The sequence below is a fragment of the Desulfovibrio sp. SGI.133 genome (genome assembly GCF_050313955.1).
In the GTDB taxonomy this organism is placed as follows: Bacteria; Desulfobacterota; Desulfovibrionia; order Desulfovibrionales; family Desulfovibrionaceae; genus Desulfovibrio.
In genome coordinates, this window is the sequence record NZ_JBNPMK010000003.1 from 226,221 (window position 1) to 251,299 (window position 25,079).

Here is a 25,079-nt window from a genome sequence, read left to right on the forward strand (position 1 = left end):
TCCATCCTGGAGATCAAGCGTCGTCTGGCCCGCCTGCTGGTGGAAAAGTCCTACCGTGAAGGCGACTTCGTCCTGGCTTCCGGCCGTCGCAGCGACTATTACTTCGATTGCCGCGTGACCGCCCTGCATGCCGAAGGTTCCTGGCTCATCGGTACGCTGTTCAACGACCTGCTCAAGGACGTGCCCGTGGTGGGCGTGGGCGGCATGACCATGGGCGCCGACCCGCTGGTCTCCGCCACCACCGCCATCTCGCATGAACTGGGCCGTCCCCTCAACGGCCTGCTGGTGCGCAAGGAAGCCAAGGACCACGGCACCGGCCAGTTCGTGGAAGGTCTGGGCAACTTCAAACCCGGCGACAAAGTGGCCATGCTGGAAGACGTGGTGACCACCGGCGGCTCCCTGCTCAAGGCTTGTGACCGCGTGCGCGCTGCCGGTCTGGACATCGTGGCCGTGTGCTGCATCCTGGATCGTGAAGAAGGCGGCCGCGAAAAGCTGAAGGAAGCCGGCTACGAACTGCACTCCCTCTTCACTCGCAAGGAACTGGTGGAGATGGCCCGCTCCTAGGAGTTTCCCGCTGGAGCGTTCCCGGCATGATCCGGGGATATGAGGGGGGCCGCAGCGTGGTTCCTTCTCAGATCTGTCCCGGAGCGGGGATACACTGATTATTAAAGGGCAGCCTTCGGGCTGCCCTTTTTGTATGTTGTCCTTTCCCGGCCGGGAGCGGTACGCCGGATGCCGGGGAAGAGACATCCCTTTGCCTTGCAGTAGCTGTCGTGGTGCGCGTTCCGTGAGCGCCGGAAAGATGGTCAGAACGACAGGGAAATGATCCGGGGCTCCATGCTCAGTGGAACATAATGGTAGAGCTTCCAGCAAAGCAGGTAATACAGACTACCGATGAGGACAGGCGTGTTCGCAAAATGCAGCTGTGTGAAACAGGGGCGGACCGGCAGGTCCCCGTGGCGGTCACGATAGATGTGCAAGATATGAAGGGCAAAAAGCAGGAACATCAGGCAGCTGTATGAGATCGTCCGGCCAAAGTCATTGATCATGAAGGTCAGGACCACGGCAGGGAAGAGGGCGCCTCCATAGGCGAGCCAGGTCATGCCCCGGCCCAGGACGTCCGTGCAGACCGTGTGGAAGCGGTAGACATACATGAGCAGGCCCAGGGGGAGCAGGGCCAGCAGCCAGGCTGCTATATAAGAAAAGCGCAGGTTGCCATTCTGGAGCCAGGGGAAGGGTGTGGCGTGGGAAGAAATATCCTTGCCGATGAAGCGCATGCCTCCTTGTGTGGTGAAATCCGGGATGAGCGCCTGCCAGTCATGGAACATGGCTTCGCGCATGGCCGCTGTTCCCTGGAAATGGACGGCAAAGAGGATGCTCAGCAGAAAAACGGCACCGATGGCCGCCACGGTGGCCGGCGTATGCTTTTTATTGGCGTGCAGAACAAGCAGGGCCGGCAGCAGGGCAAAAAACAGCGTGATCTCGTGGATAAGGAAGGCCACAAGATAGCACAGGGCGATGGTCAGCCATGCCTTTCCCTGTTTTCCCGGTGAGATGATGATGGCACTGGCTTTGGCCATAATGATGGCCAGCAGGGCCAGGAAGAGGATGTCCTTGCGACCGAAGAGGTCAGGATCCTTGACGAGGAATGCCAGTAAGGCTGGAGAGAAGAACAGGACTATCGTAAAGAAATAGCTTACATTTTCCCTGATGAAAGAATATATCTTTACAAAAAACAGAATATAAACAAGCGATATGAATACTGTCCACACGATATGGACATTCAAAAAGTTCGCGGCATGATACAGCAGGTAGCCCGTCAGTCCTCTTCGTACGAATCCGTCAGTATATTTGATAAAAAGTTCTCCCCATACGTAACCATTGGGGAAGTCGTTATAGAAATAGATAACGGAATAGATGAAGTTTGCAAAAAAGAGCACGAAAAGGCTCAGAGCAAGGAAATTATCGGTAGACTGGCGCATATAGAAAAAAGGTTGTTATGGCAGTTTGATTGTATCATCGTGCTGTCCGTGGCAAAGACACTATAGGCGCAGACCTGTAAGGAGACAATAGATGAAACTGCTTTCCCTGATCGTTCCGGTCCTCAATGAAGAAGAGTCCATCCCGCTGTTTTACGAGGCCGTGCAGGAAGTCCTGCGTGACGAGCCCTATGAGCTGGAGATCCTGTTTGTCGATGATGGCAGTACGGACAAGACGCTGGAGATCATCGAAGAGCTTCATGCGCGGGATCCGCGTGTCCGCGGCATCTCCTTTTCGCGCAACTTCGGCAAGGAACTGGCTCTGGCCGCGGGATTGCAGGCGGCCCGTGGGGATGCCGTAGTGCCCATGGATGTGGATCTGCAGGATCCGCCGGCGCTGCTGAAGCAGTTTCTTCGTCTGTGGGAACAGGGCTATGAAACGGTCATCGGGGTGCGTTCCCGGCGTGATGCAGACAGCTGGGCAAAGCGTGTGAGCGCCGGGCTGTTCTACCGGCTGTTCAGCCGGTTGACCAAGGGACGGGTCGTCCCCAATGCCGGGGATTACCGGCTCATGGATCGCGTCGTGGTGGATGCTCTGAATGCCTTGCCTGAACGCGTACGTTTCACCAAAGGTCTGTATGGCTGGGTAGGCTTCCGCAGTGCCATTGTGGAATATGAGCGTCCGGCCCGTGTGGCTGGCAGCAGCAAATGGCCGGGATGGAAGCTGTGGAATTTTGCGCTGGATGGCATCACTTCCTTCAGTACGCTGCCGCTGCGCCTGTGGAGCTATCTGGGGATGGCCGTGGCCCTGGCAGGCTTTTCCTATGCCGGATATCTTATTTTCAAGACGCTGGTCTGGGGGGTGGATGTGCCGGGCTATGCGTCGCTGATGGTCGTAACCCTGTGCCTTGGCGGCCTGATCTTGTGCTCTCTGGGGATCGTGGGCGAATATCTCGGACGCGTGTTCCAAGAGGTCAAGGGGCGGCCCCAGTATGTCGTCCGGCGGCGTATCGGCTTGGGGGACAGCGGGAAAAGGCCGTAGGAAAAAATTTTTTGAAATTTTTTTCAGGAAATTTTTCCAGAGGCAGCCGGGAAATGTGATGACGTGTCGCTGTGGAAAATGTACAGGCTGAAAAAGTTTGTCACATTGATGGTAAAAAATGCTGGATGCATATCTATTTTAGATTGCAATGTAGTTTTGACGCAGTAACACAAAAAATTAAAGTATATTTTAATTCATATACAGTTTGATGATGTTCATTTGTTTGGCTTGTTCGTTATTTCTTAAAGTATATGGAAGTACTCATGACTGTTTGTGCGAACAGTCATGGCAAGAGCATGTGCATTGCGTAACAAAGTGCGCGTTTTTCCGTGTAAAACCGGCATGAAGCAGAGCCCGGCCCTTTGCAGCGGGGCTGAAAGCGTGCTAGCGTGTTTTTGTGCCATCCGCTGTGGCACGGGCATTCCGGCCGGATGCAGAGGGCTGTCCGGGCGGAAGATATCAACGAGAGGACAGGGGCGAACCCCGGGAGGATGGAAAAGTGGAGCTTTACAAGCTGTTGGAAACCTTTAACGGATTTTTGTGGTGCCCGGTCATGCTGGTGCTGCTGGTAGGCACGGGCATCTATCTGAATATAGCGCTGCGCTTTTTCTCCTTCCGCAATTGGGTACGAGCTTACAAGTGCCTGTGGCAGGGGCGGTCCCATCAGTCCGAACACGGCGAAATCTCGCCGTGGAATGCCCTCATGACTGCTCTGGCCGCAGATATCGGTACCGGTAACGTGGTGGGCGTGGCCCTGGCCATCGCCGTGGGCGGCCCCGGCGCCCTGTTCTGGATGTGGGTCACGGCCCTGGTGGGCATGATGACCAAGTTCAGCGAAGTGCTGCTTTCCGTGCACTTCCGCGAAAAGACCCCCGCCGGCAACTGGGTGGGCGGCGCCATGTACTTCATCAAGAACGGCCTGGGCCCCAAATGGGTCTGGTTGGGCACCTGCTTTGCCGTGTTCGGCATCTGCGCCTGTATCGGTACGGGCGGCATGGTGCAGGCCAAGGCCATCACTGACAATATCTCCGGTACTTTCGGCCTGCCCACGTGGCTGTGCGGCCTGATCCTGGTGGGCCTGTGCGTGGCCGTGCTGCTGGGCGGCGTGCGCCGCATCGGCGCCGTGGCGGGCAAGATCGTGCCCTTCATGGCCATCATGTATGTCTTTATGTGCCTGCTCATCATCGGCATGAACATCGAAAAGGTTCCCTCCGTGTTCTGGTGGGTGATCTCCGATGCCTTCCAGCCCACGGCGGCCACCGGCGGCTTTGTGGGCGCTACGGTGATGATGGCCATCCGTCAGGGCATGGCCCGCGGTATCTTCTCCAACGAAGCCGGCCTGGGTACCGCTCCCATGGCCCACGCGGCCTCCACGGCCGAGACCCCGCTGGTGCAGGCCTCCATCGGCATGCTCGACGTCTTCATCGATACCATCATCGTCTGCAGCATGACGGGCTTCGTGATCCTGGTGACGGGCACCTGGACCGCCGGTTCTTCCGCCGCCAGCATGATGACCTCCATGGCCTTCGAACAGGCGCTGCCTGGTGTGGGCCAGTTCGCGGTCACCATCTGCCTGACTTTCTTCGCCTTCACCACCATCCTCGGCTGGTGCGTGTATGGTGAACGCTGCGCCATCTATCTGTTCGGCGACCGGGCCCAGATGGTCTTCCGCCTGGTGTACTGCCTGGCGGTGGGCGTGGGTTCCGTCCTGGCCCTGGATGCCGTGTGGCTCCTGGCCGATACCTGCAACGCCCTGATGGCGCTGCCCAACCTTACCGGCGTCCTGCTGCTGAGCCCCGTGCTGTTCAAGATCGTACGGGACGAGGTGGCCCGGGACGACCGTTTCGTCGTGTAGGCAACCGGGGGGCGGGCCCCGGGCCCGCCCCTTTGCAACATATTCCATGACATAGCCTGAGGAAGGCAGCCTTCGGGCCGGCGCTCTCCGTCATCGGGGAGCGGGTCTTGGCGCTCACCCTGAAAACGGCCTTTTCCATGGAAAAAGACCGGCAGGGATGAAGGCTGCGGAGCTGGCAAGGGCGCAGCGGCGCCTCCGTGATGGTCCGGCATGACGGACTGCCGGCCGGACGCCGGAGGCTCCCATCCCGTTCACCTTTTGGAAGAGGGGCAAGGCATTGCAAAAACGTTACCTTTCCATCGCCATCCTGACGGCCGTCCTGGCTGTGACGGGGATCGCCGGCTATCTGCTGCCGACGGGCCCGGTCGCGGGGGACAAGGAACCTGCCACGCGTCGCATCCTGTTCGACAATGCGGGCGGTCCCGTGGTCTTCGACCATCAGAAGCACAGCCGTCTGCTTAAGGAAGATTGCGCCACCTGCCACCACGAGAGCCTGCAGAAGACGCCCGACAAGGCCATGGCCTGTGCCAGCTGCCACGGCGTGGCCCTGGACGATGCCTTCAAGGCGGGGCATGCCAAGAGCTATCCGGCGGAAAGCTGTGTGACCTGCCACCATTACGAACTGGCGGCCAAGGACTGGGGGCACCAGCAGCACAGCGAGGAGTTCGGCGTGGACTGTACCTCCTGCCACCATGCCGACACGGACATCGAGCCCGAACCGCAGAGCTGCGCCAACTGCCATGAGGCCGGGGCCCGGCCCACCAACAAGGCTGCCGAGCCCGGTACGCCGCCGGTGCTGGCCGATGCCGTGCACGCGCGCTGCGTGGCCTGCCATCAGGATCTGTTCGGCAAGGCCAAGAACTGCGCTTCCTGCCATGAGCTGAAGCCCACGCGCAAGGATGAGGCTGCCGTGAAGGGCAAGGTGAACGCCCTGTATGCCGACTGCACGGTCTGCCATGTGAAAAAGACGCCGGACAAGCTGATCCCCGGCCGTATGGACGCCTTCCACGGCCAGTGCATGGGCTGTCATGAAAAGCTCGGCAAGGGCCCCTTCGGCAAGGACAAGTGTGCCCAGTGCCATACCAAGTAGTGAGGCGGGTATGAAAGAAGTATTCCAGATGTTGAAGGACCCGCGTTTCCACCTGGTGTACGGGGTGACGCAACGGTACAGCAACGGCCCGGAACCGCGCCGTGTGCGCCTTAACCGCGAAGGTTACAAGCTCGTGGAAGGCGTAACCAAGAAAGCCCTGGTCTATCCGCGCATGCGCCTGGCGGTGCATCCTTCGCCGCTCAAGGGGGACGCGTTCTCGCCCATCTTCGGCCGCATCACCGACGTGACCGAGCGCAGCCTCTTCGTGGAGGCCATCGAGCCCGACGAGGCCCTGCGCGCCCTGGCCGACAGCGTGGAGAAGGTGGACCTGATCAATGACGAACGTACGGGCCAGGAACTGGCCGTGCTGCTCAAGAGCCTGGGCCTGAACACCAAGAGCCTGGGCCAGCAGTGCGAGACCCTGATCATCAACGGCCTCAACCCCGACCCCGGCGTCACCTGGGCCGAGCCCATGCTGCTGACCCATCAGGGCACGCTGCGGGCCGGTCTGGCCGTGCTGCGTCGCCTTTCTCCGGCCAAACGCATCCTGCTGGCCGTGCCGCGCGAGATGCATTTGCACTTCGACGACGTGGAAGTGGTGCGCGTGACGGCCCGTTATCCGGCCAGCGTCAACGCCCTGCTGGTCAAGAGCGTCACCGGCAAGGAGAACCCCGAAGGCGTGGGCGTGGTGGGGCTCCACAATGTCTGGAGCCTGGGCCGCGTGGCCCGCACGGGCCTGCCGCTCATCGAGTCGGTCATCACCCTGGGCAGCTACACCCACTCCGGCAACTATATCGTCAAGGAAGGCAGCATGCTGGGCGAGCTGCTGGAATTCGCCCACATCAAGCTCAACAGCGGCGACACCCTGGTACGCGGCGGCCCGCTGCGCGGCGAGAGCATCGACCGCCTGGACCGCAGCATCACCAAGGGGGCCACGGGCGTCTTCGTGGTGGAGGCCGGTACCGTGCCGCCCATGGAAGGCCACAGCCCCTGCATCAACTGCGGCGCCTGTGTGCTGATCTGTCCCGCGCGCCTGAGCCCCAGCATGCTGAGCCGCAACGCGGAATTCGCCCTGCACGAGCGCTGCCGCGACGAACATGTGGACTGCTGTCTGGAATGCGGCCTGTGCGGTTATGTCTGCATCGCCCGCCGTCCGGTCCTGCAATACATCCGTCTGGCCAAGCACAAGCTGGCCCAGGCCGATGAGGCCCGCCGTCTGAAAGAACGGGAGCTGCGTCCCGCGGCGCAGCCTGCCGCCGAAGCCAAGGAAGGAGAAAACTGATGCCCGCTGCCGCTCAATCTTCCGTTTTGCTGGCCATGAGCGCCCCGCCGTACTGGCATTGCGGGCGCACCGTGCGCCGCCAGAGCCTGATGACCCTCGCGGCCCTGCTGCCTGCCGTCATCGGGGCCGTCTGGACCTGGGGACTGCCCGCCGTGCGCGTCATGTCCCTGTGTGTGGCCGTGGCCGTGCTCACCGAGGCCGCCTGTCAGAAACTCATGGGCCGCGAGCTGGCCATTGATGACTACACGGCCGTCTGTTCCGGCCTGCTGCTGTCCTTCATGCTGCCGGCCGACGCTCCCTGGTGGATCGCGGTCATGGCGCCGCTCATCGCCATCAGCCTGGGCAAGATGGCCTTTGGCGGTCTGGGCGCCAACCCGGTCAACACCTCCGTGGTGGGCTGGGCCGTGCTCTTCGTCTCCTTCCCCCTGTTTATGGAACCCAATGCCGTGCAGCTCAACGCCGCGTCCATGGTGGACCCGCTGGTGCGGCTCAAGTTCTTCGGCTGGGCCGATGCCGGTCGCATCCCCCTGCAGGACCTGCTGCTGGGCCAGCAGATCAACGGACTCGGCGCCGGGCAGGTGGGGGCGCTCTTCCTGGGCGGCTCCCTGCTGGCGGCCCGCGGCATCATCCGCTGGCAGATCGCCCTGGGCTTCTTTGCCGGGGTGGCCGGTCTGGCCGCGCTCTTCTACATGAACAGCCCCGCCACCGACGCGTCGCCCCTGTTCCACCTGTGCACGGGCTCGGTCATGCTGGGCGGTTTCTTCCTCATCACCGATCCGGCCAACGCGCCGTCGCGCCCCCTGCCCATGTTCCTGTACGGCCTGCTGGGCGGCGCGCTGGTGATGACCATCCGCAAGTACGGCATCTACCTTGACGGTGTGCCCTTTGCCATCCTGCTGGCCAATCTGGTGGCCCCGCTGCTGGATTCCATCCGGCCCAAACCTTTTGGAGTGCGCTAGCCATGGCCGATATCCTGCGAATGATCGTCGTCCTGTCAGCCCTGTGCGGCCTTTCGGGCTTTGCCCTGTCCTACCTCAAGATGGTCACTGCGCCCGTCATCGAGGAGCAGGTGCTGACCTATGTGCAGGGACCGGCCATTGCCGGGGTGTTCACTGATATCGACAACCAGCCCATCGCCGACCGCAAGGCCTTCGAGACCGAGAAAGGCCGGGTGCTGGTCTTTCCCGCCATGCGTGACGGGAAGCTGGTGGGCGTGGCCCTGGAAGCCAAGGGCAAGGGCTACGGCGGTGACGTGGGCGTGATGGTGGGCTTCAATGTGGCCAACGACACGCTGGCTGGCATCGGCACCACCACCCTCAAGGAAACGCCCGGTCTGGGCATGCGTATCGCGGAGCCCGGCTTCACCGGGCAGTTCAGGGGCATCGCCGCGCCGGTGGGCCTCAAGAGCCAGGGGGGCAGCATCGACGGCATCTCCGGCGCCACCATCTCCTCTTCGGGTGCGGTGACGGCCGTGAACCTGGCCGCCGAGGCCTACAAAGCCCTTAAGCCTGAAATCCTCAAGACCTGGGGCAACAAATAAGGAGCCGGCCATGAGCAGCGTCATGCAAGAATTCACCAAGGGGCTGTGGAAGGACCTGCCGCCCTTCCGGCTGGTGCTTGGTCTGTGTCCCACGCTGGCGGTCACCAACTCCGCCAACAACGGCCTGGGCATGGGTGCGGCGGTCATCTTCGTGCTCGTGCTCTCCAACATGATCATTTCCATGGTGCGCGGCATCATCCCCAAGAAAGTGCGCATCGCCTGCTTCATCGTCATCGCGGCCTCGCTGGTGGTGGCGGTGGAACTGCTCATGCAGGCCTATGCCTATCCGCTTTACCAGCAGCTGGGCATCTTCGTGCCGCTCATCGTGGTGAACTGCATCATCCTGGCCCGCGCCGAGGCCTTCGCCGCCAAGAACGGCGTGGCCGCCTCGGTGGCCGACGGCCTGGGCATCGGTCTGGGCTTCACCATGTCGCTGACCTTCCTGGGGTCGCTGCGCGAGATCCTGGGCAACGGCACCTGGTTCGGGCACCCGGTCATGTGGGACGGCTTCCAGCCGTTCGCCATCATGGTGCAGGCCCCCGGCGCCTTCATCTGCCTGGGCCTCATCCTGGCCACCATGAACGTCATCAATGTCTGGCAGGCGCGCCGCAAGGGCGGCCAGGTGGTGGAAACCTCCAGCTGCGGCGGCTGCAAGGCGTGCAGCATGCTCCAGCAGCGTCAGGAACAGTAGCCCGCGGGCTTTCGCAAGGATGCGCGTATGGATATCTTCCAGCTTTTCATCTCGGCCATCTTCGTCAACAACATCGTGCTGGCCCAGTACCTGGGCAACTGCCCCTACCTTGGCTGCTCCAAGGAAAAAGGCGTGGCCCTGGGCATGGGCGGCGCGGTGATCTTCGTCATCATCGTGGCCACGGCCTGCACCTGGCTCATGCAGCGTTACGTGCTGGAGCCCTTTGGCCTGGGCTACCTGCAGACCATCGTCTTCATCGTGGTCATCGCCTCGCTGGTGCAGTTCGTGGAGATGTTCCTCAAGAAGATGGTGCCGCCCCTGTATGCGGCCCTGGGCATCTTCCTGCCGCTGATCACCACCAACTGCGCCGTCATGGGCGTGGCCATCCTGGTGCAGCGCGAGGAATACGACCTGCTCACCTCCGTACTGTACGGCGGGGCCTCGGCCGTGGGCTTCACCCTGGCCCTCCTGCTCATGGCGGGCATCCGCGAGCGGCTGGATACCTGCCGCCTGCCCAAGGCCATGGCCGGGACGCCCATTGCCCTCATCATGGCCGGCCTGATGTCGCTGGCTTTCATGGGCTTCAAGGGCATGGCGCAATAACGCGGACTACGGGCTTTTGACTGCCGCTGGGCGGCAAGGAGAGGCATATATGGTTTTCGTTTCCATCATCACCCTGTTCGGATTGGGGCTCGTGGCCGCCATCCTGCTGTCCATCGCCTCGCGCGTCTTCTACGTCAAGGAAGACCCGCGGGTGGAGGCCGTGCTGGAAGTCCTGCCCGGGGCCAACTGCGGTGGTTGCGGCTTTGCCGGCTGCGAAGGCTACGCCGCGGCCGTGGTCTCCGATCCCGACATCCCGGCCAACAAATGCTGCGCCGGCGGTGCCGATACGGCCATCGCCGTGGGCGAGCTGACCGGCAAGACCGTGGCCGAGGCGGAACCCCTGTTCTCGCTGCGGCGCTGTGACAAGCTGGCCGGCAACGTGGCCCTGCGTTACCAGTACCAGGGCATGCCCTCCTGCGCGGCGGCGGCCATGCTGCGCGGCGGCACCGATACCTGCCACTGGTCCTGCATGGGCTTCGGCGACTGCGTGCAGGTCTGCCCCTTTGACGCCATGCAGGTCAAGGACGGTGTGGTGCGCGTGGACATGTCCCGCTGCACGGGCTGCGGCATGTGCGTGTCGGCCTGCCCGCGCGGGGTGCTGGAGCTGGTGCCGCGCCGCCATCGTGTGGCCGTGTTCTGCAATACGCGCGACAAGCTGCGTGCCGTGACCGAAGTCTGCGACGCGGGCTGCATCAATTGCGGCCGCTGCGCCAAGGCCTGTCCGGCCAAGGCCGTGAGCAACGTGGCCGGGCGCATGGTGGTGGACCAGATCAAGTGTGTATCTTACGGGCCCGATTGCGGTGAGGCCTGCGTGGAGGCCTGTGCCCGCCACATCCTGCGCCGAACCTGCCCCACGGGCATCGAGGCCGCCAATGTGGCCAGGATGAAGGATGACAGCGATGGCGACGGCGCTGCTGGGGGCGGCACCGTGCCTGTGACCGGAAAGAATGACCGCCCCGCACAGGAGAACTGCAATGCCTAAGACCTCTCGCCGAGATTTTTTGCGCTGGACGCTGGCCGGCAGCGGCCTGCTGCTGGCCGGTGCGGCCTCCGTCCTGGAGCCCGCGCCCGCCCGGGCCGTGACGCGCCTTGGCGCACCCGCGCAGCAGACGGCCCTGTTCATGGGCACCATGGTGAGCATCACCGTGGCCTGTTCCTCGTCCACTCAGGCCCACGATGCCATGGATCTGGCCTTTGCCGAGGGGCGCCGTCTGGAAGCCCTGCTGACCCGGCATGACGCGGCGGCCCCCCTGGGCGTGCTCAACAGCCAGGGCAGCCTGCGTGACGTTCCGCCCGAGCTGCTCAATGTCTGGCAGCGGGCCCACGGCATCTGCCACCTGACCGGCGGCGCCTTCGATGCCACGGTCCTGCCCCTGGTGCGCCTGCTGGAGAGCCGCAGCAATCCCGAAGGCGAGCTGGAGCTGCCCGAGAGCGACCTGCGCGAGGCCCTGGCCCTGGTGGATACCGAGGCCGTGTACGCCGGTCGCGACGGGATGCGTCTGGAACGGCAGGGCATGGGCCTGACCCTGGACGGTATCGCCAAGGGGCATATCGTGGATGCCATGTCCGCCGTGCTGCTGCGCGCGGGCTGCGAGAACCATCTCATCAATGCCGGCGGCGACATCCTGGCGCGCGGCCACAAGGCCCCGGGCGTGTTCTGGCGCGTGGCCGTGGAAGATCCGGAAAAGCGCGGCCATTACCCGCAGGTGCTGGAGCTGTACAATCAGGCCATTGCCACGTCCGGCGGCTATGAGATGCACTATGATGCCGAGGGGCGCCATCATCACCTGCTGGACCCGTCCACCGGGCGCAGCCCTGTGCTGGGCAGCATGAGCGTGCTGGCCGCCACCTGCATGCAGGCCGATGCGCTGGCCACCGGTCTGTCCGTCCTGCCCGCCGGGGAAGCCCTGACGCTGGCCGACAGCCTTTCGGGCTGCGCCTGCGGCCTGCTGCGTCGGGACGGCCGTTTGCAGGTCTCCCGCCGCTGGCCTGCGGAAGCCTGATACTGATCGTTCATGGATGCAAAAAGCCCGTCCCCTGGGGGGACGGGCTTTTTCCGTTTCCGGCACCGGCCGTTCCTGTTCCCCATCCCGGAAAGCCCGCTCTCCGCGATCTGCTGCGGTATCCTGCCGCCGGGCCTCAAAAGAGGGTCGGCAAAAGGAGGCAGGAGGGGAGGAAAAACAACGTCCGGGACGTCTTTCGGCCGCCGGCGGCCATCCGGGGGGAGCTATCTGGTCCGTCGCCGCATCCGGCGGCTGCCGCAAGGCATGAAAAAAGGGAGGACGTCGTCCTCCCTTTTTGTTTGTCGTGGGTGCGGGATCTAGCGGCTCCACTTGAAGGTGAAGACCTGCTCGGTATCGGGGTGCAGGCTCAGATGCACGGGGCAGGTGTGGGCGGCCCGTTCGATCATGGTCTTTTCCTTTTCGGAGAACTCACGGTCGGGCATGTTGAAGATGATCTCGATCTTGCCGATGCGGCGCGGGTTGGCGCTCATGGTCTTGCTGATCTCGATGGTGGTGCCGGTCACGTCCACGCCGTGGTTCCGGCCGTAGATGCCGATGATGGTCATGGCGCAGGCGGCCAGGGCCGTGGCGCAAAGGTCGGTGGGGCAGAAGGCCTCGCCCTTGCCGTTGTTGTCCTTGGGGGCGTCGGTGACGAGCACGGTACCGCTCTGTTGGTGCACGCATTCCACGCGCAGGTCGCCGAGATATTTGGCGGTGATGTCTGCCATGAGGGAACTCCTTTTTTTGCCCCAGAATGCCCTGTCCGCTCCCCGGACGCAAGAGGTATGTCCGTGTCAGGAGAAACGCTTTCGTGCCTTCTGGGGGCCTTGTGGCGTTATGCCGGGCTATGTTCGGGATGCCGGACCGTTCCGGCCATGAAAAAAGGGGAGGCGGCTGCCTCCCCTCTACGTTCCGGAACAGCTGGATCGTCCGCTGTCTTAATCGTTGGCCAGACGGGCGGCGTCGGCGCGACGGCGCATGCGGGCCACGCGTTCACGCAGACCGGCGCGGTAGGCGTCCAGATCCTCGATGCGGGCGCGGGCCACGCCGCTTTCCATGGCGGCACGGGCCACGGCGGGCGTCACCCATTCGATGATGCGCGGATCCAGCGGGCTGGGGATGATGTAATCGGGGCCGAAGCTGAACTTCTTGCCGCCGTAGGCCTTGCTCACTTCTTCGGGCACGTCTTCGCGGGCCAGCATGGCCAGGGCCTCGGCAGCGGCCAGCTTCATGGCTTCGTTGATCTCCGTGGCCTGCACGTCCAGGGCGCCGCGGAAGATGAAGGGGAAGCCGGACACGTTGTTGATCTGGTTGGGGCAGTCGGAGCGTCCGGTGCCCATGAGCAGGTCGTCACGGGCGGCCTTGGCTTCGGCGTAGGTGATCTCGGGCACGGGGTTGGCGCAGGCAAAGATCACGGGATGCGAGGCCATGCTGCGCACCATGTCCTGCGTGACCAGACCGGGCTTGGACAGGCCCAGGAACACATGGGCGCCCTGCATGGCTTCGGCCAGGGTGGCGTCCTTTTCCTGCGCGAAGGCGGCCTTGGTGGGATGCAGCTTGTCCTGGCGGCCCTTGTGGATCAGGCCCTTGCTGTCGAACATCCAGATGTTCTCGCGCTTGACGCCCAGGCTGACGTAGAAGTTGGCGCAGGCGATGCCGGCGGCACCGGCGCCCACCACCACGACCTTCATGTCTTCCATCTTGCGGCCGGCGATGTGGGCCGCGTTGATGAGGCCCGCGCCGGAGATGACGGCGGTGCCGTGCTGGTCGTCATGGAAGACGGGGATGTTCATGATCTCCTTGAGCTTCTGTTCGATGTAGAAGCACTCGGGGGCCTTGATGTCTTCCAGGTTGATGCCGCCGAAGGTGGGCTCCAGGGTCTTGACCACGTTGATGAGCTCGTCGGGATCGGTGGTGGCCAGCTCCAGGTCGAAGACGTCCACGTCGGCGAACATCTTGAAGAGCATGCCCTTGCCTTCCATGACGGGCTTGCCCGCCAGGGGGCCGATGTTGCCCAGGCCCAGCACGGCCGTGCCGTTGCTGACCACGGCCACCAGATTGCTGCGGGCGGTGAGGCTGGCCGCGGCGGCGGGATCGGCCTCGATGGCGCGGCAGGCGTCGGCCACGCCGGGCGAGTAGGCCAGGGTCAGGTCGTCCTGGGTCTCGCCCCGCTTGGAGGGCAGCACTTCCACCTTACCGGGGCGGGGCTCCGCATGATATTTCCAGACATCTTCCTTGGTATAGCTCATAGTATCCTCTGCTGCTCGGCTGGAGCGGTGAGATAGTGAAAAACGGGCCCTGACCGGCGCGTGGACAGCGTTCTTCTGTTTGCATGGCTCCTTGGTCGGAGCGGGGAGGAACGCGCCTTCTCGCGCCATGACGGGCGTTTTCGGCCCCGGGCCGCGGGACATGGTTGTATGCCATGCGGTCGCCCGGCCAACACATGAGTATAAAAATCCGTTGCCGCTTTCGCAAGTGCGGGCAGGGGGGCGGACGTGGCTGGTTCCGGGGGGAAGGAGGGACCCTTGGCCGGCGCACAAGGGGCCCTCCTTCCCCCCGGGCCCCCCATCCTCCCCCCAACGCGCTTTTTTCAGAAGGATGGACAGGTGGTGTGGCGCGGCAGGATGCGCGCCTCTGATGGTCCCCCGGTACTGTGGGAGAGGGGCAATGGAAAATATGGCGGGATGCCCGCTACTTCCGCAGGATGTAGGGAGTAGGTCACCTATGGAGCGGGGACGGGAAGAGGACGACCGATGTCCCTAGGTGCGCCGTTTGGTTCCGGCATGCGGGGCGGCCATCAGCAGGGCAGGGGAGGAGCGCCGTCGGACGGGCTCCTTGTGCGGGGACTTGGAAGGCCGGAGAGGACATGAGGGGAAGGGGAGTTTTTCCGCTGGAGATGGCCGGAGGCGGCCCCGGGGCTTGCCCGTCATGACGCAGGTCGCTCCGGGCATCGGCAGCGGTGATGGCGCCCCCTTCCCCCTATGGTAAAAGAACTGTCTAGCCGATCCATTCCTGGCCGGTGGCCATGTCCATGATGACGAATTCCGTGCCGCCGTCCTTGGCGGCCACGCGGTATTCCAGCTTTTCGGCTACCCGGTTGGGCAGCTCGCCGCTCTGGTCGAAGGTCAGCACCCGGCAGGAGAAGCCGTCGTGATAGTCGCTGACGGGGATCTCGCGGGAAGAGGCCACGATGATCTCGTCACCCACCTGACAGGTGCGGGCCGCGGCGCCGTTGAGGCAGACCACGCCGCTGCCGCGCGGGCCGGGCAGCACATAGGTCTCGATGCGGGAACCGCTGTGCTTGTTCCAGATATAGACGTATTCCAGCGGCAACAGGCGGGCCGCTTCGAGAATGTCGGTGTCGATGGTGATGGAGCCGTGGTAGTTGAGCTTGGATTCCGTGACCACGATACCGTGCAGCTTGGCGCCTACGACGCGGATGGTGCCCTGCCCCTGGGGCTGGACACCCACCAGCATGCGGGTGACTTCCTTTCTTTCCATGTCGTTCTCTTTGGGTGGCCTGTCCGTCATGCGGCAGCGCGTACCGGCGGGCAGGGTCTGGAGGAGCCGTCAGGCTCCTTGTGGGCGGTTTTGAAGGATGGGGAGCATGAAGGGGGAAGGGAACTTCTCCAGCGGAAAACGTTCCCTTCCCCCCTCATATCATTTCATCGTCATCATTTTCGTCTAGCACTGGACGATGCGCACATCGCCGCGGGTCTCGTTGGCGCGGCGGCGGAAGCGCTGGCGGCGGTCCTCACCGTCCACCTGGTTGGCCAGCCATTCCAGCACGTGCAGCACGGGGTGCTTTTCCTTGAGCTGGATGAGGCAGCGGGCGATGCCGATCTTGCAGGAGGGGCAGCCCACCAGGATGGGCCCGGCGTAGCAGGCGCCGGTCTGCGGCTGGGGCTCGAAGGCCTTGGCCAGGCGTTCCTTTTTGCGGGCGCGCAGCAGGTTGTAGATGGTGGGGGAGGTCACGGCGCCCATGCCGGACTCGCCGCAGCAGCCGGGGATGGTGGAGACCTTGACCTTGCAGAGCTGTTCCAGGGCGCCGGTGAGCTGGGCCTGTCCCTTGAGGGTGGGCACGCCCGCCCATTCGCAGTGGCAGGCCGCGTGGTAGAGCACATTGGTGCCGGGGGCCACCGGGGCTTCCATGCCCTCGTGCTGGAGCAGGGGCAGGACGATCTGGCTCACGTCCTTCTGTTCCAGCTGCGGGAACTGCTCGTTGAGCTTCATGCGGGCCAGGCTGTCACGGCAGGAACCGCAGGCCGTGGCCAGATAGCGCACATCGAAGCCCTGCTTGATGAGGTTGCGCAGCATGGAGGCCAGATACTGGCGGTTCTGGGCCATGTTGTCTTCGTATTCGGTATCCATGCCCGCGGCCAGCAGGGGATAGCCGCAGCACAAATGACGCGGCGGCACAGCCACGGCGTAGCCGGTGTGCAGCAGCAGCATGATGGCGGCCAGGCCGATGCGGTCATAGAAGAGCGAACCGCCGCAGCCGGGGAAGTAGAGCACGCAGGGCATGCCCGGCGTCACTTCCTTGGGCGCGAACACGGAACCGCGGTGCAGGCGCAGGGATTCGTACAGGTTGGTGTAGCCCATCTTGGGGCCGCTGCCCGCAAAGATGGGGCTCTGCATGCGCTTCTTCCACACGGAGGGCACCACGCCCAGCAGCTTGTTCTGCACCTTCTGGCCCAGCGAGGCCATCTTGGCCGCCTTGGGCACGCGGGACGACACGTCATGCACCAGCCATTCCAGGGCACGCTTCTTGATGGGATGACCGCCGGCGTTCTCGTGTTCCAGCAGGGAACGCAGGGTCAGGGCCACTTCACCGGACGGGATCTTGACCGGGCAGTTGGCCAGGCAGCGGCCACAGGCCGTGCAGTGTTCCACCAGGTCGCGCAGCCAGCGCAGCAGGTTGTCGTCGATGGCGCCCTTGTTGACCTGCGAGTAATAGACGGCTTCCAGCAGCATGCCCAGCACCATGTTCTTGTTGCGGGGATGGTACTGCATGGAGCGCTCGGGGTAGCACATGGAGCAGACCTGTTTGCACTTGCCGCAGCGGGTGCAGACCTGCACCGTGGACAGCAGGCTGATGAGCTTTTCCTTGTCCGGCAGACCGCTGGCGTGGATGTCGTTGATGAGCCGGTTGAAGGAGAAGGTGAAGGGACGCACGGGCAGCTCGCGATGCACCAGCTTGGCCGGGTTCATGACGTCGCGGGGGTCCACGCGCTCTTTGAAGGCGCGCAGGGCGTCCATCTTGCTCTTGCCGAGGAAGGAGATCTTGGTGATGCCGATGCCGTGCTCACCGGAGACCTCGCCGCCCATTTCCTGGCATTCGGCCATGACGCGGGCCGCGGTCTCTTCGGCTTCTTCCAGCATGTGGGCGTCGTTGGAGTTGACCGGGATGTTCACATGGCAGTTGCCGTCACCGGCATGCATGTGGCTGGCCACCACGATGCGGCTGGCTTCCATGTAATCGCGGATCTTGCCGATCTTCTTGTCCAGATGGGCGTACTTCTGGCCCATGCCGGCCAAAAAGGCCTCGGCGCGCTTCCAGAGCTCGGTATCGGAAAGCTCGGCCTGCGGATTGTCGCCGGACGCCACCTTGGAGGCAAAGGAGAATTCACGGTTGAATTCCTTGTCTTCCATGGGGAAACCGGGCAGGCGCCCCACTTCCTGCAGGGCGTAGCGGTAGGCTTGGGCCGTGCATTCCAGGTTGAGCTGCTCGAGGAAGAGGGCGAAGTCCGGGATGCGGTCCATGGGGATGACCACGTCCTCGTTGAGCTTGAAGCCGGAGGTACGCTTGGCGATGGCCGACAGGCGGTGCCGGTCTTCCCAGAAGCGTTCGCCTTCCTTGTCGTCCTGGGCCACGATGATGTCCACGTTGTCCTGTTCTTCCACCACGCAGACGATATCGTTGACGCACTTGTCCAGCAGGTAGGGATCGTCGCCGTCCACCTGGAGGATGATGACCGAGATGGGCAGGCCCTCGTACTTCTGGGACTTGCGCTTGTACTCGATGGCCTGCACGTACTTGGCGTTGAATTCTTCCAGGGCGGACAGGTGGGCGTAGTCGCCTTCCTGGCGGATACGGTTGCGCAGGCCCACCAGCTCGCGCACCACCACGGCGGCGGGGTGCATGGAGCGGCCGAAGAATTCCAGCACCATGACGCGCTTGAACTTGGGCTTGGGATGGATGATGAAGCAGGCCTCGGTGATGATGCCGTCCACGCCTTCCTTCTGCATGCCGGGCAGGCCGCCCAGGGCCTTGTTGGTCACGTCCTTGCCCAGACCGGGCAGGCGGATCTCGTCGCCGCGCAGGTGGATGACGTTGCGCACGCCGCCGCTGATGTCCTTGACCACGAACACGGCCGTTTCTTCAGGCAGGATCTTGTGGCGGGGATGGTTCTCGCGTTCCACGCTGATGATCTCGCCCGTGGGGGTGACCATGCGCCACCAGAGCAGGTTGTCCAGGGTGGTGCCGTATTCGAAGGCGCTGGGGCCGCCGGCGTTCTCGGAGACGTTGCCGCCGATGGACGAGGCCTGTTTGGAGGCCGGGTCCACGGAGAAGAGCGCCCCGGCCGCGTCCACGGCCTTGATGACGTTCTGGGTGATGGCGCCGGCTTCCACGGTGACGGTCATATTTTCAAGGTCGATGGGGCCGATCTTGGTCAGACGGGTGAGGCTGACGATGACCGTACGCTTGCGGGCCGGCACGGCGCCGCCGGTCATGCCGGAGCCGCCGCCGCGCGGGATGAGGGCGAACTTCATGTCATTGGCCAGCTTCACCAGGGCAGCCACCTGCTCGGCGCTGTCGGGCTCCACCACCAGCAGGGGCAGTTCCATGCGCAGGTCCGTGGCGTCCGTGGCCGAGGCCACCAGGGCGGAGGGCGAGGAAAGGATGCACTCGCCGGGCAGGATGTTGCGCAGGGCGGAGATCAGCTCTTCGCGGAAGCTGCGTTCGGCCTCGTAAGCGGACCAGAACATGGTGATGCCTTCGCCGATGGCGTTGGCGAAATAGTGGGCCAGGGCCATGGATTCCCGTTCGAAGCGGGCGTGCACGCTGTTGCGCACGGTCTCCACGTTGATGAAGGGATTGTAGGCCACCAGGAACAGTTCTTCGGCAATGGCAATGGCCAGATGCCGCACAGACTCGGGCCACTCCGCGAAGTCGTCGATATTGATACGCAGGATGCGGTTGACCACATAGTCAGGTGAGATGGATATGTGCGGACCCTTATGAGCCATGGCGTAGGTACCTCGTTGTCTTCTGCATTTTCCTTGTGCGCGGGCCTGGGCGGGCCGGATGCACAAGTGGAGAAACCTTGTTTTTTACTGCGATTTTCCGCGTAAGGCAAGCATGGCCCCATACTGGGGCTGCTGTCTTCACCAGGCAGGGAAAAAGCGTCAGGAACGATTCCTGTCATGCCTGTCATGCCTTGTCCTCTTTACATTTTCTCGAACTTGAAAGATGCTGTGCGCCACACCTGATCCCCGGAAAGGAGACTCCACATGCTGCTCAAGCTGCAATGGCTTACAGATATTTTTGACTGGCTGCACCATAATTGGGAGCGTACCCACGTCCAGCGCAAGGTGGCGCTGGTCATCTTTTGGATCTACGTGGCGGCCCTGTGCTGCGTGGAGCTCAAACGCCAGGGCATGCTGCCGCCCGCACTGGCCCAGCTGACGCCCCACAGCCATTTCAGCGCCATCCAGCTGGCCTTCACCTTGATCCTGGGCCTGGAGGTCATGAGCCTGATCTTCATCATCTCCACGTCCTTTTCGCGGTCCGTGGGCAAGCAGTTCGAGATCCTGGCGCTGATCCTGCTGCGCAATGCCTTCAAGGAACTGGCGCATCTGCCCGAGCCGGTGAGCATCGCCGGCAACCTCGATCCCGTCATCCATATCGCGGTCACGGCGATGGGGGCCCTGGGCATCTTCGTGGCCCTGGGCATCTACGGGAAGCTGGCCTCCAGCTATGCCTACATCCAGAGCCCGGAGATGCGCATGCGCTTCGTCATCAGCAAAAAGCTGCTTTCGCTGACGCTGTTCGTCATCTTTTTGGGCATCGGCATCCGGGATGCCTGGATCCACATCCACACCGGCGAGGACATGCGCTTTTTCGAGACCATCTATACGGTGCTGATCTTCGCCGACATCGCGCTGGTCCTCATCTCGCAGCGCTACATGCCGTCCTTCCATGCGGTGTTCCGCAACTCCGGTTTCGTCATCGGCACGCTGATGATGCGCCTGGCCCTTTCGGCCACCCCGCCGTGGGACACGGCCGCCAGCCTGTTCGCGGCCGCCTACGTGCTGGCCCTGACCTGGGCCACCAGATACTTCCGGCCCGCGGCCCTGCGCGGCCCCCAGCTGCCAGCCTCGTCCCGCGAGACGGAGCATCTGCCCCCGTCCTACGGCAAGATGCCGGAGCCCGCGGAAGCGCGAGAGGGCGTGCTCTACGGCAAGCCGCATCTGGAAGCCTGGCGGCAGCGCCGCAAGATCCGGGAGGCGGCCCTGCCCGTGGCGCGGGAAGAATGCGTGTTCGGCGCTGCGGAACGCCGGGCCCGGCGCACGATGCCCCGTCCTCCGGCCGGAAAGAAGAAAGCCGCCAGCTGACGGACCGGTCGGGATGGCGGCTGGCATCGGCCAGCGAGCGCTTCTCCGGCTCCGGTGCCGTCCTGTCGTGATGCATAAAAAAAGGCCACCCTGCGGGGTGGCCTTTTTACGTCCGTACAAAAGCGGTTTATTCGTCGCCCACCTTGAGGGCGGCCAGGAAGGCTTCCTGCGGCAGCTCCACGTTGCCCATGCGCTTCATGCGCTTTTTGCCTTCCTTCTGCTTTTCCAGCAGCTTGCGCTTACGGGTGATGTCACCGCCGTAGCACTTGGCGGTCACGTCCTTGCGGAAGGCGGACACGGTTTCGCGGGCGATGATCTTTTGGCCGATGGCCGCCTGGATGGCCACCTGGAAGAGCTGGCGCGGGATGGTGCGCTTGAGCTTGAGGGCCAGCGAGCGGCCATAGGTATAGGCGCGGTCGCGGTGCACGATGACGGCCAGGGCGTCCACGGGCTCGCTGTTGAGCAGGATGTCCAGACGCACCAGATCGGACTCGCGGTAGTCGATGGGCTGGTAGTCCATGCTGGCGTAGCCGCGCGTGCAGGACTTGAGCCGGTCGAAGAAGTCATAGACGATCTCGGCGAAGGGCAGCTCGTAGGTCACCACCACGCGGTTGGCGGCCAGGTAGTGCAGGTTCTTCTGGGTGCCGCGCTTGTCCTCGCAAAGCTTCATGACGTTGCCCACGTATTCGTTGGGCACGTGGATGTCCATGCTCACATAGGGCTCGTAGAGGGCCTTGATCTTGGTGGAGTCGGGCAGGTGGGCCGGATTGTCGATCTCCAGCGTCTTGCCGTCGGTGGTGTCCACCCGGTAGATGACCGAGGGCGCCGTGGCGATGAGGTCCACCTCGAATTCGCGTTCCAGGCGTTCCTGGATGATCTCCATGTGCAGCAGGCCGAGGAAGCCGCAGCGGAAGCCGAAGCCCAGGGCCTGGGAGGTCTCGGGCTCGAAGCTGAAGGCGGCGTCGTTGAGCTGGAGCTTTTCCAGCGCGGCCTTGAGGTTCTCGTAATCGTCGGATTCCGAGGGATAGAGGCCGCAGAACACCATGGGCTTCACTTCCTTGAAGCCGGGCACGGGCTCGGTGGCCGGATTGGCCACCAGGGTGATGGTATCGCCCACGCGGGCATCGCCCAGGGACTTGATGCTGCCGCAAAGGAAGCCCACCTCACCGGCGTGCAGTTCCTTCACGTCCGTGGCCTCGGGCGAGAACACGCCCAGGCGCAGCACTTCATACTCCTTGCCGGTGCTCATGAGGCGCACCATGTCGCCCAGCTTCACCCGGCCGTCCACCACGCGGAAGAGCACCACGACACCCTGGTAGCTGTCGTACCAGGAGTCGAAGATCAGAGCCTTGAGGGGGGCGTCCAGATCGCCGCCCGGGGCGGGCAGACGGTTGACGATGGCTTCCAGCACGGCGTCCACGCCCAGACCGGTCTTGGCGGACACGGGCAGGGCGTCGGTGCAGTCCAGGCCGATGGCTTCCTCGATCTCTTCCTTGACGCGGTCCACCTCGGCGCTGGGCAGGTCGATCTTGTTCAGCACGGGCACGATCTCGTGGTCGTGGTCCAGGGCCAGATAGACGTTGGCCAGGGTCTGGGCCTCCACGCCCTGGGTGGCGTCCACCACCAGCAGCGCGCCTTCGCAGGCGGCCAGGGAGCGCGACACTTCGTAGTTGAAGTCCACGTGTCCGGGCGTGTCGATGAGGTTCAGCTCATATTCCTCTCCGTTGGCAGCCACATAGGGGATGCGCACGGTCTGCGCCTTGATGGTGATGCCGCGCTCGCGTTCCAGATCCATCTTGTCCAGATACTGCTGGCGGGCCTCGCGCTGGCTGACGACCTTGGTCAGCTCAAGGATACGGTCGGCAAGGGTGGACTTGCCGTGGTCGATATGGGCGATGATGCAGAAATTGCGAATATGATCCAGACTGGGCATGGGACTCGTGACTGTGACCGCGTCGAAAGCCGCGGGAAGAGGTGGAGGCAGAGCCGTGGCCCTGCCGGAAAAGTGCAATATTATATCGGCAAGCGGCTGCAAAGTCCATGCCCCAGCAGCACGCGGTATAGGGAGGAGAGGGAGAACGCAGAGGAATGGCCGCCATGGAGCGGAAAGGGCGGCCACATGGCTGTCATGACCGTAATCGGGAAGGATGTGACGGTGGGTCGTCAGCAATGGCTGTCAGTCCTCCCGTCTGTCCAGTTCCGTCCCCAGCTTGTTGCCCAGCAGCCCCATAATGATGCCGCTGATGATGCCCACGGGGAGGGTGCCCGCTATGGCCCAGCCACCTGTGGCGATACCGATTCTGCTGCCCCAGAAGGCCCCGGCGAGAAGACCGATGAGCAGGCCTATCTTGGTGAAGCGTTTTTTGTAGACCCGTTTCATGTATTTGCCTCAAGCTATGGAATCCTTTTTCCGTTAAATAATAGAAAAAGGATATGCTGCATAGCTATGGGCAAGAAGGGCACATCCGCTAAAAGACGCGAAAAGAGGCCGGAAGTTTCCTTCCGGCCCCTTTGTTTATCGGATCAGGGAGGCGCTAGCGCAACTGGGCCACATGCAGGCGCTCGACGGCGCGCTGCAGAGCGGCTTCCGCTCTGGCATGGTCCACATCATCGGCCTGGCTGGCCAGACGCTTTTCGGCGCGCTCCTTGGCGGCCTGGGCGCGGGCGGTGTCGATATCTTCGGCCAGTTCGGCCGATTCCGCCAGCACGGTCAGGACCTTGTTGTTCACATCGGCAAAGCCGCCGGAGATGAACACGTTGTGCTGCTTGCCGCCTTCAGTATAGCGCAGGTTGCCAATCTTGAGGGCAGAGAGCAGGGAGACGTGATGCGGCAGCACGCCAAACTCACCCATGACGCCGGGGCACACGGCCATTTCCACCTGAGCGCTGACAACGGTCTTGTCAGGTGTCACCACTTCCAGTTGCAGCATGCTCATGGGCGCTCCTTACTTAGCTTCCTGCTGGATGCGGGCTTCGTACTTGGCCACGGCCTGGTCGATGCTGCCCAGCATGTAGAAGTCGGATTCGGCGAGATGGTCGTACTTGCCTTCCAGGATGCCCTTGAAGCCCTTGATGGTGTCTTCCAGCTTCACATACTGGCCGGGGGTACCGGTGAAGGTTTCGGCCACGTGGAAGGGCTGGGACAGGAAGCGCTGGATACGACGCGCACGGGCAACGGTGAGCTTGTCTTCGTCAGACAGTTCGTCCATACCCAGAATGGCGATGATATCCTGCAGTTCCTTGTACTTCTGCAGCACCATCTGCACCTGACGGGCCACGCTGTAGTGCTCTTCACCCACGACGTTGGGGTCGAGGATGCGGGAGGTGGAGTCCAGCGGGTCCACGGCGGGGTAGATACCCAGTTCGGCGATCTGACGGGAAAGCACGAGCGTACCGTCCAGATGCGAGAACGTGGTAGCCGGGGCGGGGTCGGTCAAGTCGTCAGCGGGCACGTAAACGGCCTGCACAGAGGTGATCGAACCCTTGTTGGTGGAGGTGATGCGTTCCTGCAGGGCACCCAGGTCAGTACCCAGGGTGGGCTGGTAACCCACGGCCGAGGGCATGCGGCCCAGCAGAGCGGACACTTCCGAACCGGCCTGCGTGAAGCGGAAGATGTTGTCGATGAAGAGCAACACGTCCTGGTTTTCTTCGTCGCGGAAGTATTCAGCGCAGGCAAGGGCGGTCAGGGCCACGCGGGCACGGGCTCCCGGAGGCTCGTTCATCTGGCCGTAAACCAGCGTAGCGCGCTCCAGAACACCGGCTTCTTTCAGTTCGTTATACAGGTCATTGCCTTCACGGGTACGTTCACCCACGCCGGCGAACACCGAAGAGCCGCCGTGCTGCTTGGCAATGTTGTTGATCATTTCCATCAGGATAACGGTCTTGCCCACGCCGGCGCCGCCGAACAGACCCATCTTGCCGCCCTTGGGGAAGGGCACGAGCAGGTCCACGACCTTGATGCCGGTTTCAAGCAGTTCCACCTTGGTGTTCTGCTCGGTGAACTCGGGGGCGGGACGGTGGATGGGGTAGTACTTCTCAGCGTTGACCGGGCCCATTTCGTCCACGGGACGGCCGATAACGTTGAGGATACGTCCCACAGCCGCCTTGCCCACGGGCACCATGATGGGGTTGCCCGTATCCACAACTTCCATGCCGCGCACCAGACCTTCGGTGGCGTCCATGGCGATGGTACGCACCACGTTATCACCGAGGTGCTGGGCCACTTCACAGACGAGGTCAGGCGCGTCGCTGTTGTTGGGGTTTTTGATTTCCAGGGCGGTCAGGATATCAGGCAGGTGTCCGTCGCTGAACTCAACGTCCACGACGGCGCCGATAACCTGGACGATTTTACCAATGTTTTTGCTCATGCTTGGCT

22 protein-coding genes are annotated in these 25,079 nt (G+C 63.1%); 13 read left to right on the forward strand and 9 right to left on the reverse strand.

From position 1 onward, the window contains the following. Positions 1–3 precede the first annotated feature (3 nt). Positions 4–564 (forward strand): orotate phosphoribosyltransferase, encoded by a 561-nt coding sequence (gene pyrE / locus ACQRBR_RS06080; protein ID WP_040369879.1) that lies wholly within the window; start codon positions 4–6, stop codon positions 562–564. A gap of 242 nt (positions 565–806) precedes the next feature. On the opposite strand, the gene ACQRBR_RS06085 is transcribed toward pyrE, so the two are convergent. Beyond that, complete coding sequence (locus ACQRBR_RS06085) at positions 807–1,580, reverse strand: hypothetical protein (protein WP_427812574.1); 774 nt, start codon at positions 1,578–1,580, stop codon at positions 807–809. A gap of 195 nt (positions 1,581–1,775) precedes the next feature. On the opposite strand from ACQRBR_RS06085, the gene ACQRBR_RS06090 reads away from it, so the two are divergent. The 11 genes from ACQRBR_RS06090 (at position 1,776) to ACQRBR_RS06140 (ending at position 12,085) form a co-directional block, all read left to right on the forward strand. Next, positions 1,776–2,048: a hypothetical protein gene (locus ACQRBR_RS06090; RefSeq protein WP_427812575.1), complete on the forward strand. Its 273-nt coding sequence runs from the start codon at positions 1,776–1,778 to the stop codon at positions 2,046–2,048. A gap of 25 nt (positions 2,049–2,073) precedes the next feature. After that, a complete protein-coding gene (locus tag ACQRBR_RS06095) occupies positions 2,074–3,021 on the forward strand; it encodes a glycosyltransferase family 2 protein (RefSeq protein WP_321128264.1) in 948 nt (315 codons plus the stop codon). 499 nt (positions 3,022–3,520) lie between these two features. Continuing rightward, on the forward strand, positions 3,521–4,876 hold the full coding sequence (locus ACQRBR_RS06100; protein WP_297230735.1) for an alanine/glycine:cation symporter family protein: 1,356 nt from the start codon (positions 3,521–3,523) through the stop codon (positions 4,874–4,876). A 277-nt stretch (positions 4,877–5,153) separates the two neighbouring features. After that, positions 5,154–5,966 carry a cytochrome c3 family protein gene (locus ACQRBR_RS06105; protein WP_303877969.1) on the forward strand — a complete coding sequence of 271 codons (813 nt, stop codon included), beginning with the start codon at positions 5,154–5,156 and terminating at the stop codon, positions 5,964–5,966. A 10-nt stretch (positions 5,967–5,976) separates the two neighbouring features. Continuing rightward, positions 5,977–7,248 (forward strand): electron transporter RnfC, encoded by a 1,272-nt coding sequence (locus tag ACQRBR_RS06110; RefSeq protein WP_303877971.1) that lies wholly within the window; start codon positions 5,977–5,979, stop codon positions 7,246–7,248. Beyond that, a complete protein-coding gene (locus ACQRBR_RS06115) occupies positions 7,248–8,207 on the forward strand; it encodes an RnfABCDGE type electron transport complex subunit D (protein ID WP_006007235.1) in 960 nt (319 codons plus the stop codon). Before ACQRBR_RS06110 ends, ACQRBR_RS06115 begins: the two co-directional genes overlap by 1 nt. Positions 8,208–8,209: 2 nt before the next feature. Continuing rightward, on the forward strand, positions 8,210–8,788 hold the full coding sequence (gene rnfG, locus ACQRBR_RS06120) for an RnfABCDGE type electron transport complex subunit G (protein ID WP_006007236.1): 579 nt from the start codon (positions 8,210–8,212) through the stop codon (positions 8,786–8,788). Between the two features lie 10 nt (positions 8,789–8,798). Continuing rightward, on the forward strand, positions 8,799–9,479 hold the full coding sequence (rsxE, locus tag ACQRBR_RS06125) for an electron transport complex subunit RsxE (RefSeq protein WP_168934739.1): 681 nt from the start codon (positions 8,799–8,801) through the stop codon (positions 9,477–9,479). 27 nt (positions 9,480–9,506) lie between these two features. Further along, the gene (locus ACQRBR_RS06130) at positions 9,507–10,082 is read left to right on the forward strand and encodes an electron transport complex protein RnfA (protein WP_168934740.1); all 576 of its coding nucleotides are present in this window, start codon (positions 9,507–9,509) and stop codon (positions 10,080–10,082) included. A 49-nt stretch (positions 10,083–10,131) separates the two neighbouring features. Then, complete coding sequence (gene rnfB, locus ACQRBR_RS06135; protein WP_006007242.1) at positions 10,132–11,064, forward strand: RnfABCDGE type electron transport complex subunit B; 933 nt, start codon at positions 10,132–10,134, stop codon at positions 11,062–11,064. Then, entirely contained in the window at positions 11,057–12,085 is a 1,029-nt protein-coding gene (locus ACQRBR_RS06140; RefSeq protein WP_303877973.1) for an FAD:protein FMN transferase, read from the forward strand. The genes rnfB and ACQRBR_RS06140 overlap by 8 nt, the downstream gene beginning before the upstream one ends. A 317-nt stretch (positions 12,086–12,402) precedes the next feature. On the opposite strand, the gene ACQRBR_RS06145 is transcribed toward ACQRBR_RS06140, so the two are convergent. From ACQRBR_RS06145 to ACQRBR_RS06160, 4 genes are all read right to left on the reverse strand, one after another. Continuing rightward, complete coding sequence (locus ACQRBR_RS06145) at positions 12,403–12,813, reverse strand: OsmC family protein (RefSeq protein WP_168934742.1); 411 nt, start codon at positions 12,811–12,813, stop codon at positions 12,403–12,405. A gap of 210 nt (positions 12,814–13,023) precedes the next feature. Continuing rightward, positions 13,024–14,334 carry a malic enzyme-like NAD(P)-binding protein gene (locus ACQRBR_RS06150; protein ID WP_006007250.1) on the reverse strand — a complete coding sequence of 437 codons (1,311 nt, stop codon included), beginning with the start codon at positions 14,332–14,334 and terminating at the stop codon, positions 13,024–13,026. A 748-nt stretch (positions 14,335–15,082) separates the two neighbouring features. Then, a complete protein-coding gene (gene panD / locus ACQRBR_RS06155; RefSeq protein WP_427812576.1) occupies positions 15,083–15,586 on the reverse strand; it encodes an aspartate 1-decarboxylase in 504 nt (167 codons plus the stop codon). 183 nt (positions 15,587–15,769) lie between these two features. Then, the gene (locus ACQRBR_RS06160) at positions 15,770–19,336 is read right to left on the reverse strand and encodes an FAD-binding and (Fe-S)-binding domain-containing protein (RefSeq protein WP_303877977.1); all 3,567 of its coding nucleotides are present in this window, start codon (positions 19,334–19,336) and stop codon (positions 15,770–15,772) included. 264 nt (positions 19,337–19,600) lie between these two features. Between ACQRBR_RS06160 and ACQRBR_RS06165 the strand changes: the two genes are divergently transcribed. Next, a complete protein-coding gene (locus ACQRBR_RS06165; RefSeq protein WP_427812577.1) occupies positions 19,601–20,704 on the forward strand; it encodes a hypothetical protein in 1,104 nt (367 codons plus the stop codon). 127 nt (positions 20,705–20,831) lie between these two features. Here the strand turns inward: ACQRBR_RS06165 and lepA are convergent, their stop codons facing one another. From lepA to atpD, 4 genes are all read right to left on the reverse strand, one after another. Next, positions 20,832–22,637: a translation elongation factor 4 gene (gene lepA / locus ACQRBR_RS06170; RefSeq protein ID WP_427812578.1), complete on the reverse strand. Its 1,806-nt coding sequence runs from the start codon at positions 22,635–22,637 to the stop codon at positions 20,832–20,834. A gap of 243 nt (positions 22,638–22,880) precedes the next feature. Beyond that, positions 22,881–23,084, reverse strand: coding sequence for a hypothetical protein (locus ACQRBR_RS06175; protein ID WP_427812579.1), 204 nt, complete (start codon positions 23,082–23,084; stop codon positions 22,881–22,883). A 154-nt stretch (positions 23,085–23,238) separates the two neighbouring features. Next, entirely contained in the window at positions 23,239–23,640 is a 402-nt protein-coding gene (locus ACQRBR_RS06180; protein ID WP_006007261.1) for a F0F1 ATP synthase subunit epsilon, read from the reverse strand. A gap of 9 nt (positions 23,641–23,649) precedes the next feature. Then, on the reverse strand, positions 23,650–25,071 hold the full coding sequence (atpD, locus tag ACQRBR_RS06185; RefSeq protein ID WP_072336072.1) for a F0F1 ATP synthase subunit beta: 1,422 nt from the start codon (positions 25,069–25,071) through the stop codon (positions 23,650–23,652). Positions 25,072–25,079 lie beyond the last annotated feature (8 nt).

Bases quoted from the DNA above. Each gene is read 5' to 3' on its own strand.
- ACQRBR_RS06095 (WP_321128264.1), top strand. From the start codon at position 2,074: ATGAAACTGCTTTCCCTGATCGTTCCGGTCCTCAATGAAGAAGAGTCC.
- ACQRBR_RS06110 (WP_303877971.1), top strand. From the start codon at position 5,977: ATGAAAGAAGTATTCCAGATGTTGAAGGACCCGCGTTTCCACCTGGTG.
- ACQRBR_RS06150 (WP_006007250.1), bottom strand. From the start codon at position 14,334: ATGAGCTATACCAAGGAAGATGTCTGGAAATATCATGCGGAGCCCCGC.
- lepA (WP_427812578.1), bottom strand. From the start codon at position 22,637: ATGCCCAGTCTGGATCATATTCGCAATTTCTGCATCATCGCCCATATC.
- ACQRBR_RS06115 (WP_006007235.1), top strand. From the start codon at position 7,248: ATGCCCGCTGCCGCTCAATCTTCCGTTTTGCTGGCCATGAGCGCCCCG.
- panD (WP_427812576.1), bottom strand. From the start codon at position 15,586: ATGGAAAGAAAGGAAGTCACCCGCATGCTGGTGGGTGTCCAGCCCCAG.
- ACQRBR_RS06090 (WP_427812575.1), top strand. From the start codon at position 1,776: ATGGACATTCAAAAAGTTCGCGGCATGATACAGCAGGTAGCCCGTCAG.
- ACQRBR_RS06165 (WP_427812577.1), top strand. From the start codon at position 19,601: ATGCTGCTCAAGCTGCAATGGCTTACAGATATTTTTGACTGGCTGCAC.
- ACQRBR_RS06140 (WP_303877973.1), top strand. From the start codon at position 11,057: ATGCCTAAGACCTCTCGCCGAGATTTTTTGCGCTGGACGCTGGCCGGC.
- rnfG (WP_006007236.1), top strand. From the start codon at position 8,210: ATGGCCGATATCCTGCGAATGATCGTCGTCCTGTCAGCCCTGTGCGGC.
- rsxE (WP_168934739.1), top strand. From the start codon at position 8,799: ATGAGCAGCGTCATGCAAGAATTCACCAAGGGGCTGTGGAAGGACCTG.
- atpD (WP_072336072.1), bottom strand. From the start codon at position 25,071: ATGAGCAAAAACATTGGTAAAATCGTCCAGGTTATCGGCGCCGTCGTG.
- ACQRBR_RS06130 (WP_168934740.1), top strand. From the start codon at position 9,507: ATGGATATCTTCCAGCTTTTCATCTCGGCCATCTTCGTCAACAACATC.
- rnfB (WP_006007242.1), top strand. From the start codon at position 10,132: ATGGTTTTCGTTTCCATCATCACCCTGTTCGGATTGGGGCTCGTGGCC.
- ACQRBR_RS06085 (WP_427812574.1), bottom strand. From the start codon at position 1,580: ATGGCCAAAGCCAGTGCCATCATCATCTCACCGGGAAAACAGGGAAAG.
- ACQRBR_RS06160 (WP_303877977.1), bottom strand. From the start codon at position 19,336: ATGGCTCATAAGGGTCCGCACATATCCATCTCACCTGACTATGTGGTC.
- ACQRBR_RS06175 (WP_427812579.1), bottom strand. From the start codon at position 23,084: ATGAAACGGGTCTACAAAAAACGCTTCACCAAGATAGGCCTGCTCATC.
- ACQRBR_RS06145 (WP_168934742.1), bottom strand. From the start codon at position 12,813: ATGGCAGACATCACCGCCAAATATCTCGGCGACCTGCGCGTGGAATGC.
- ACQRBR_RS06180 (WP_006007261.1), bottom strand. From the start codon at position 23,640: ATGAGCATGCTGCAACTGGAAGTGGTGACACCTGACAAGACCGTTGTC.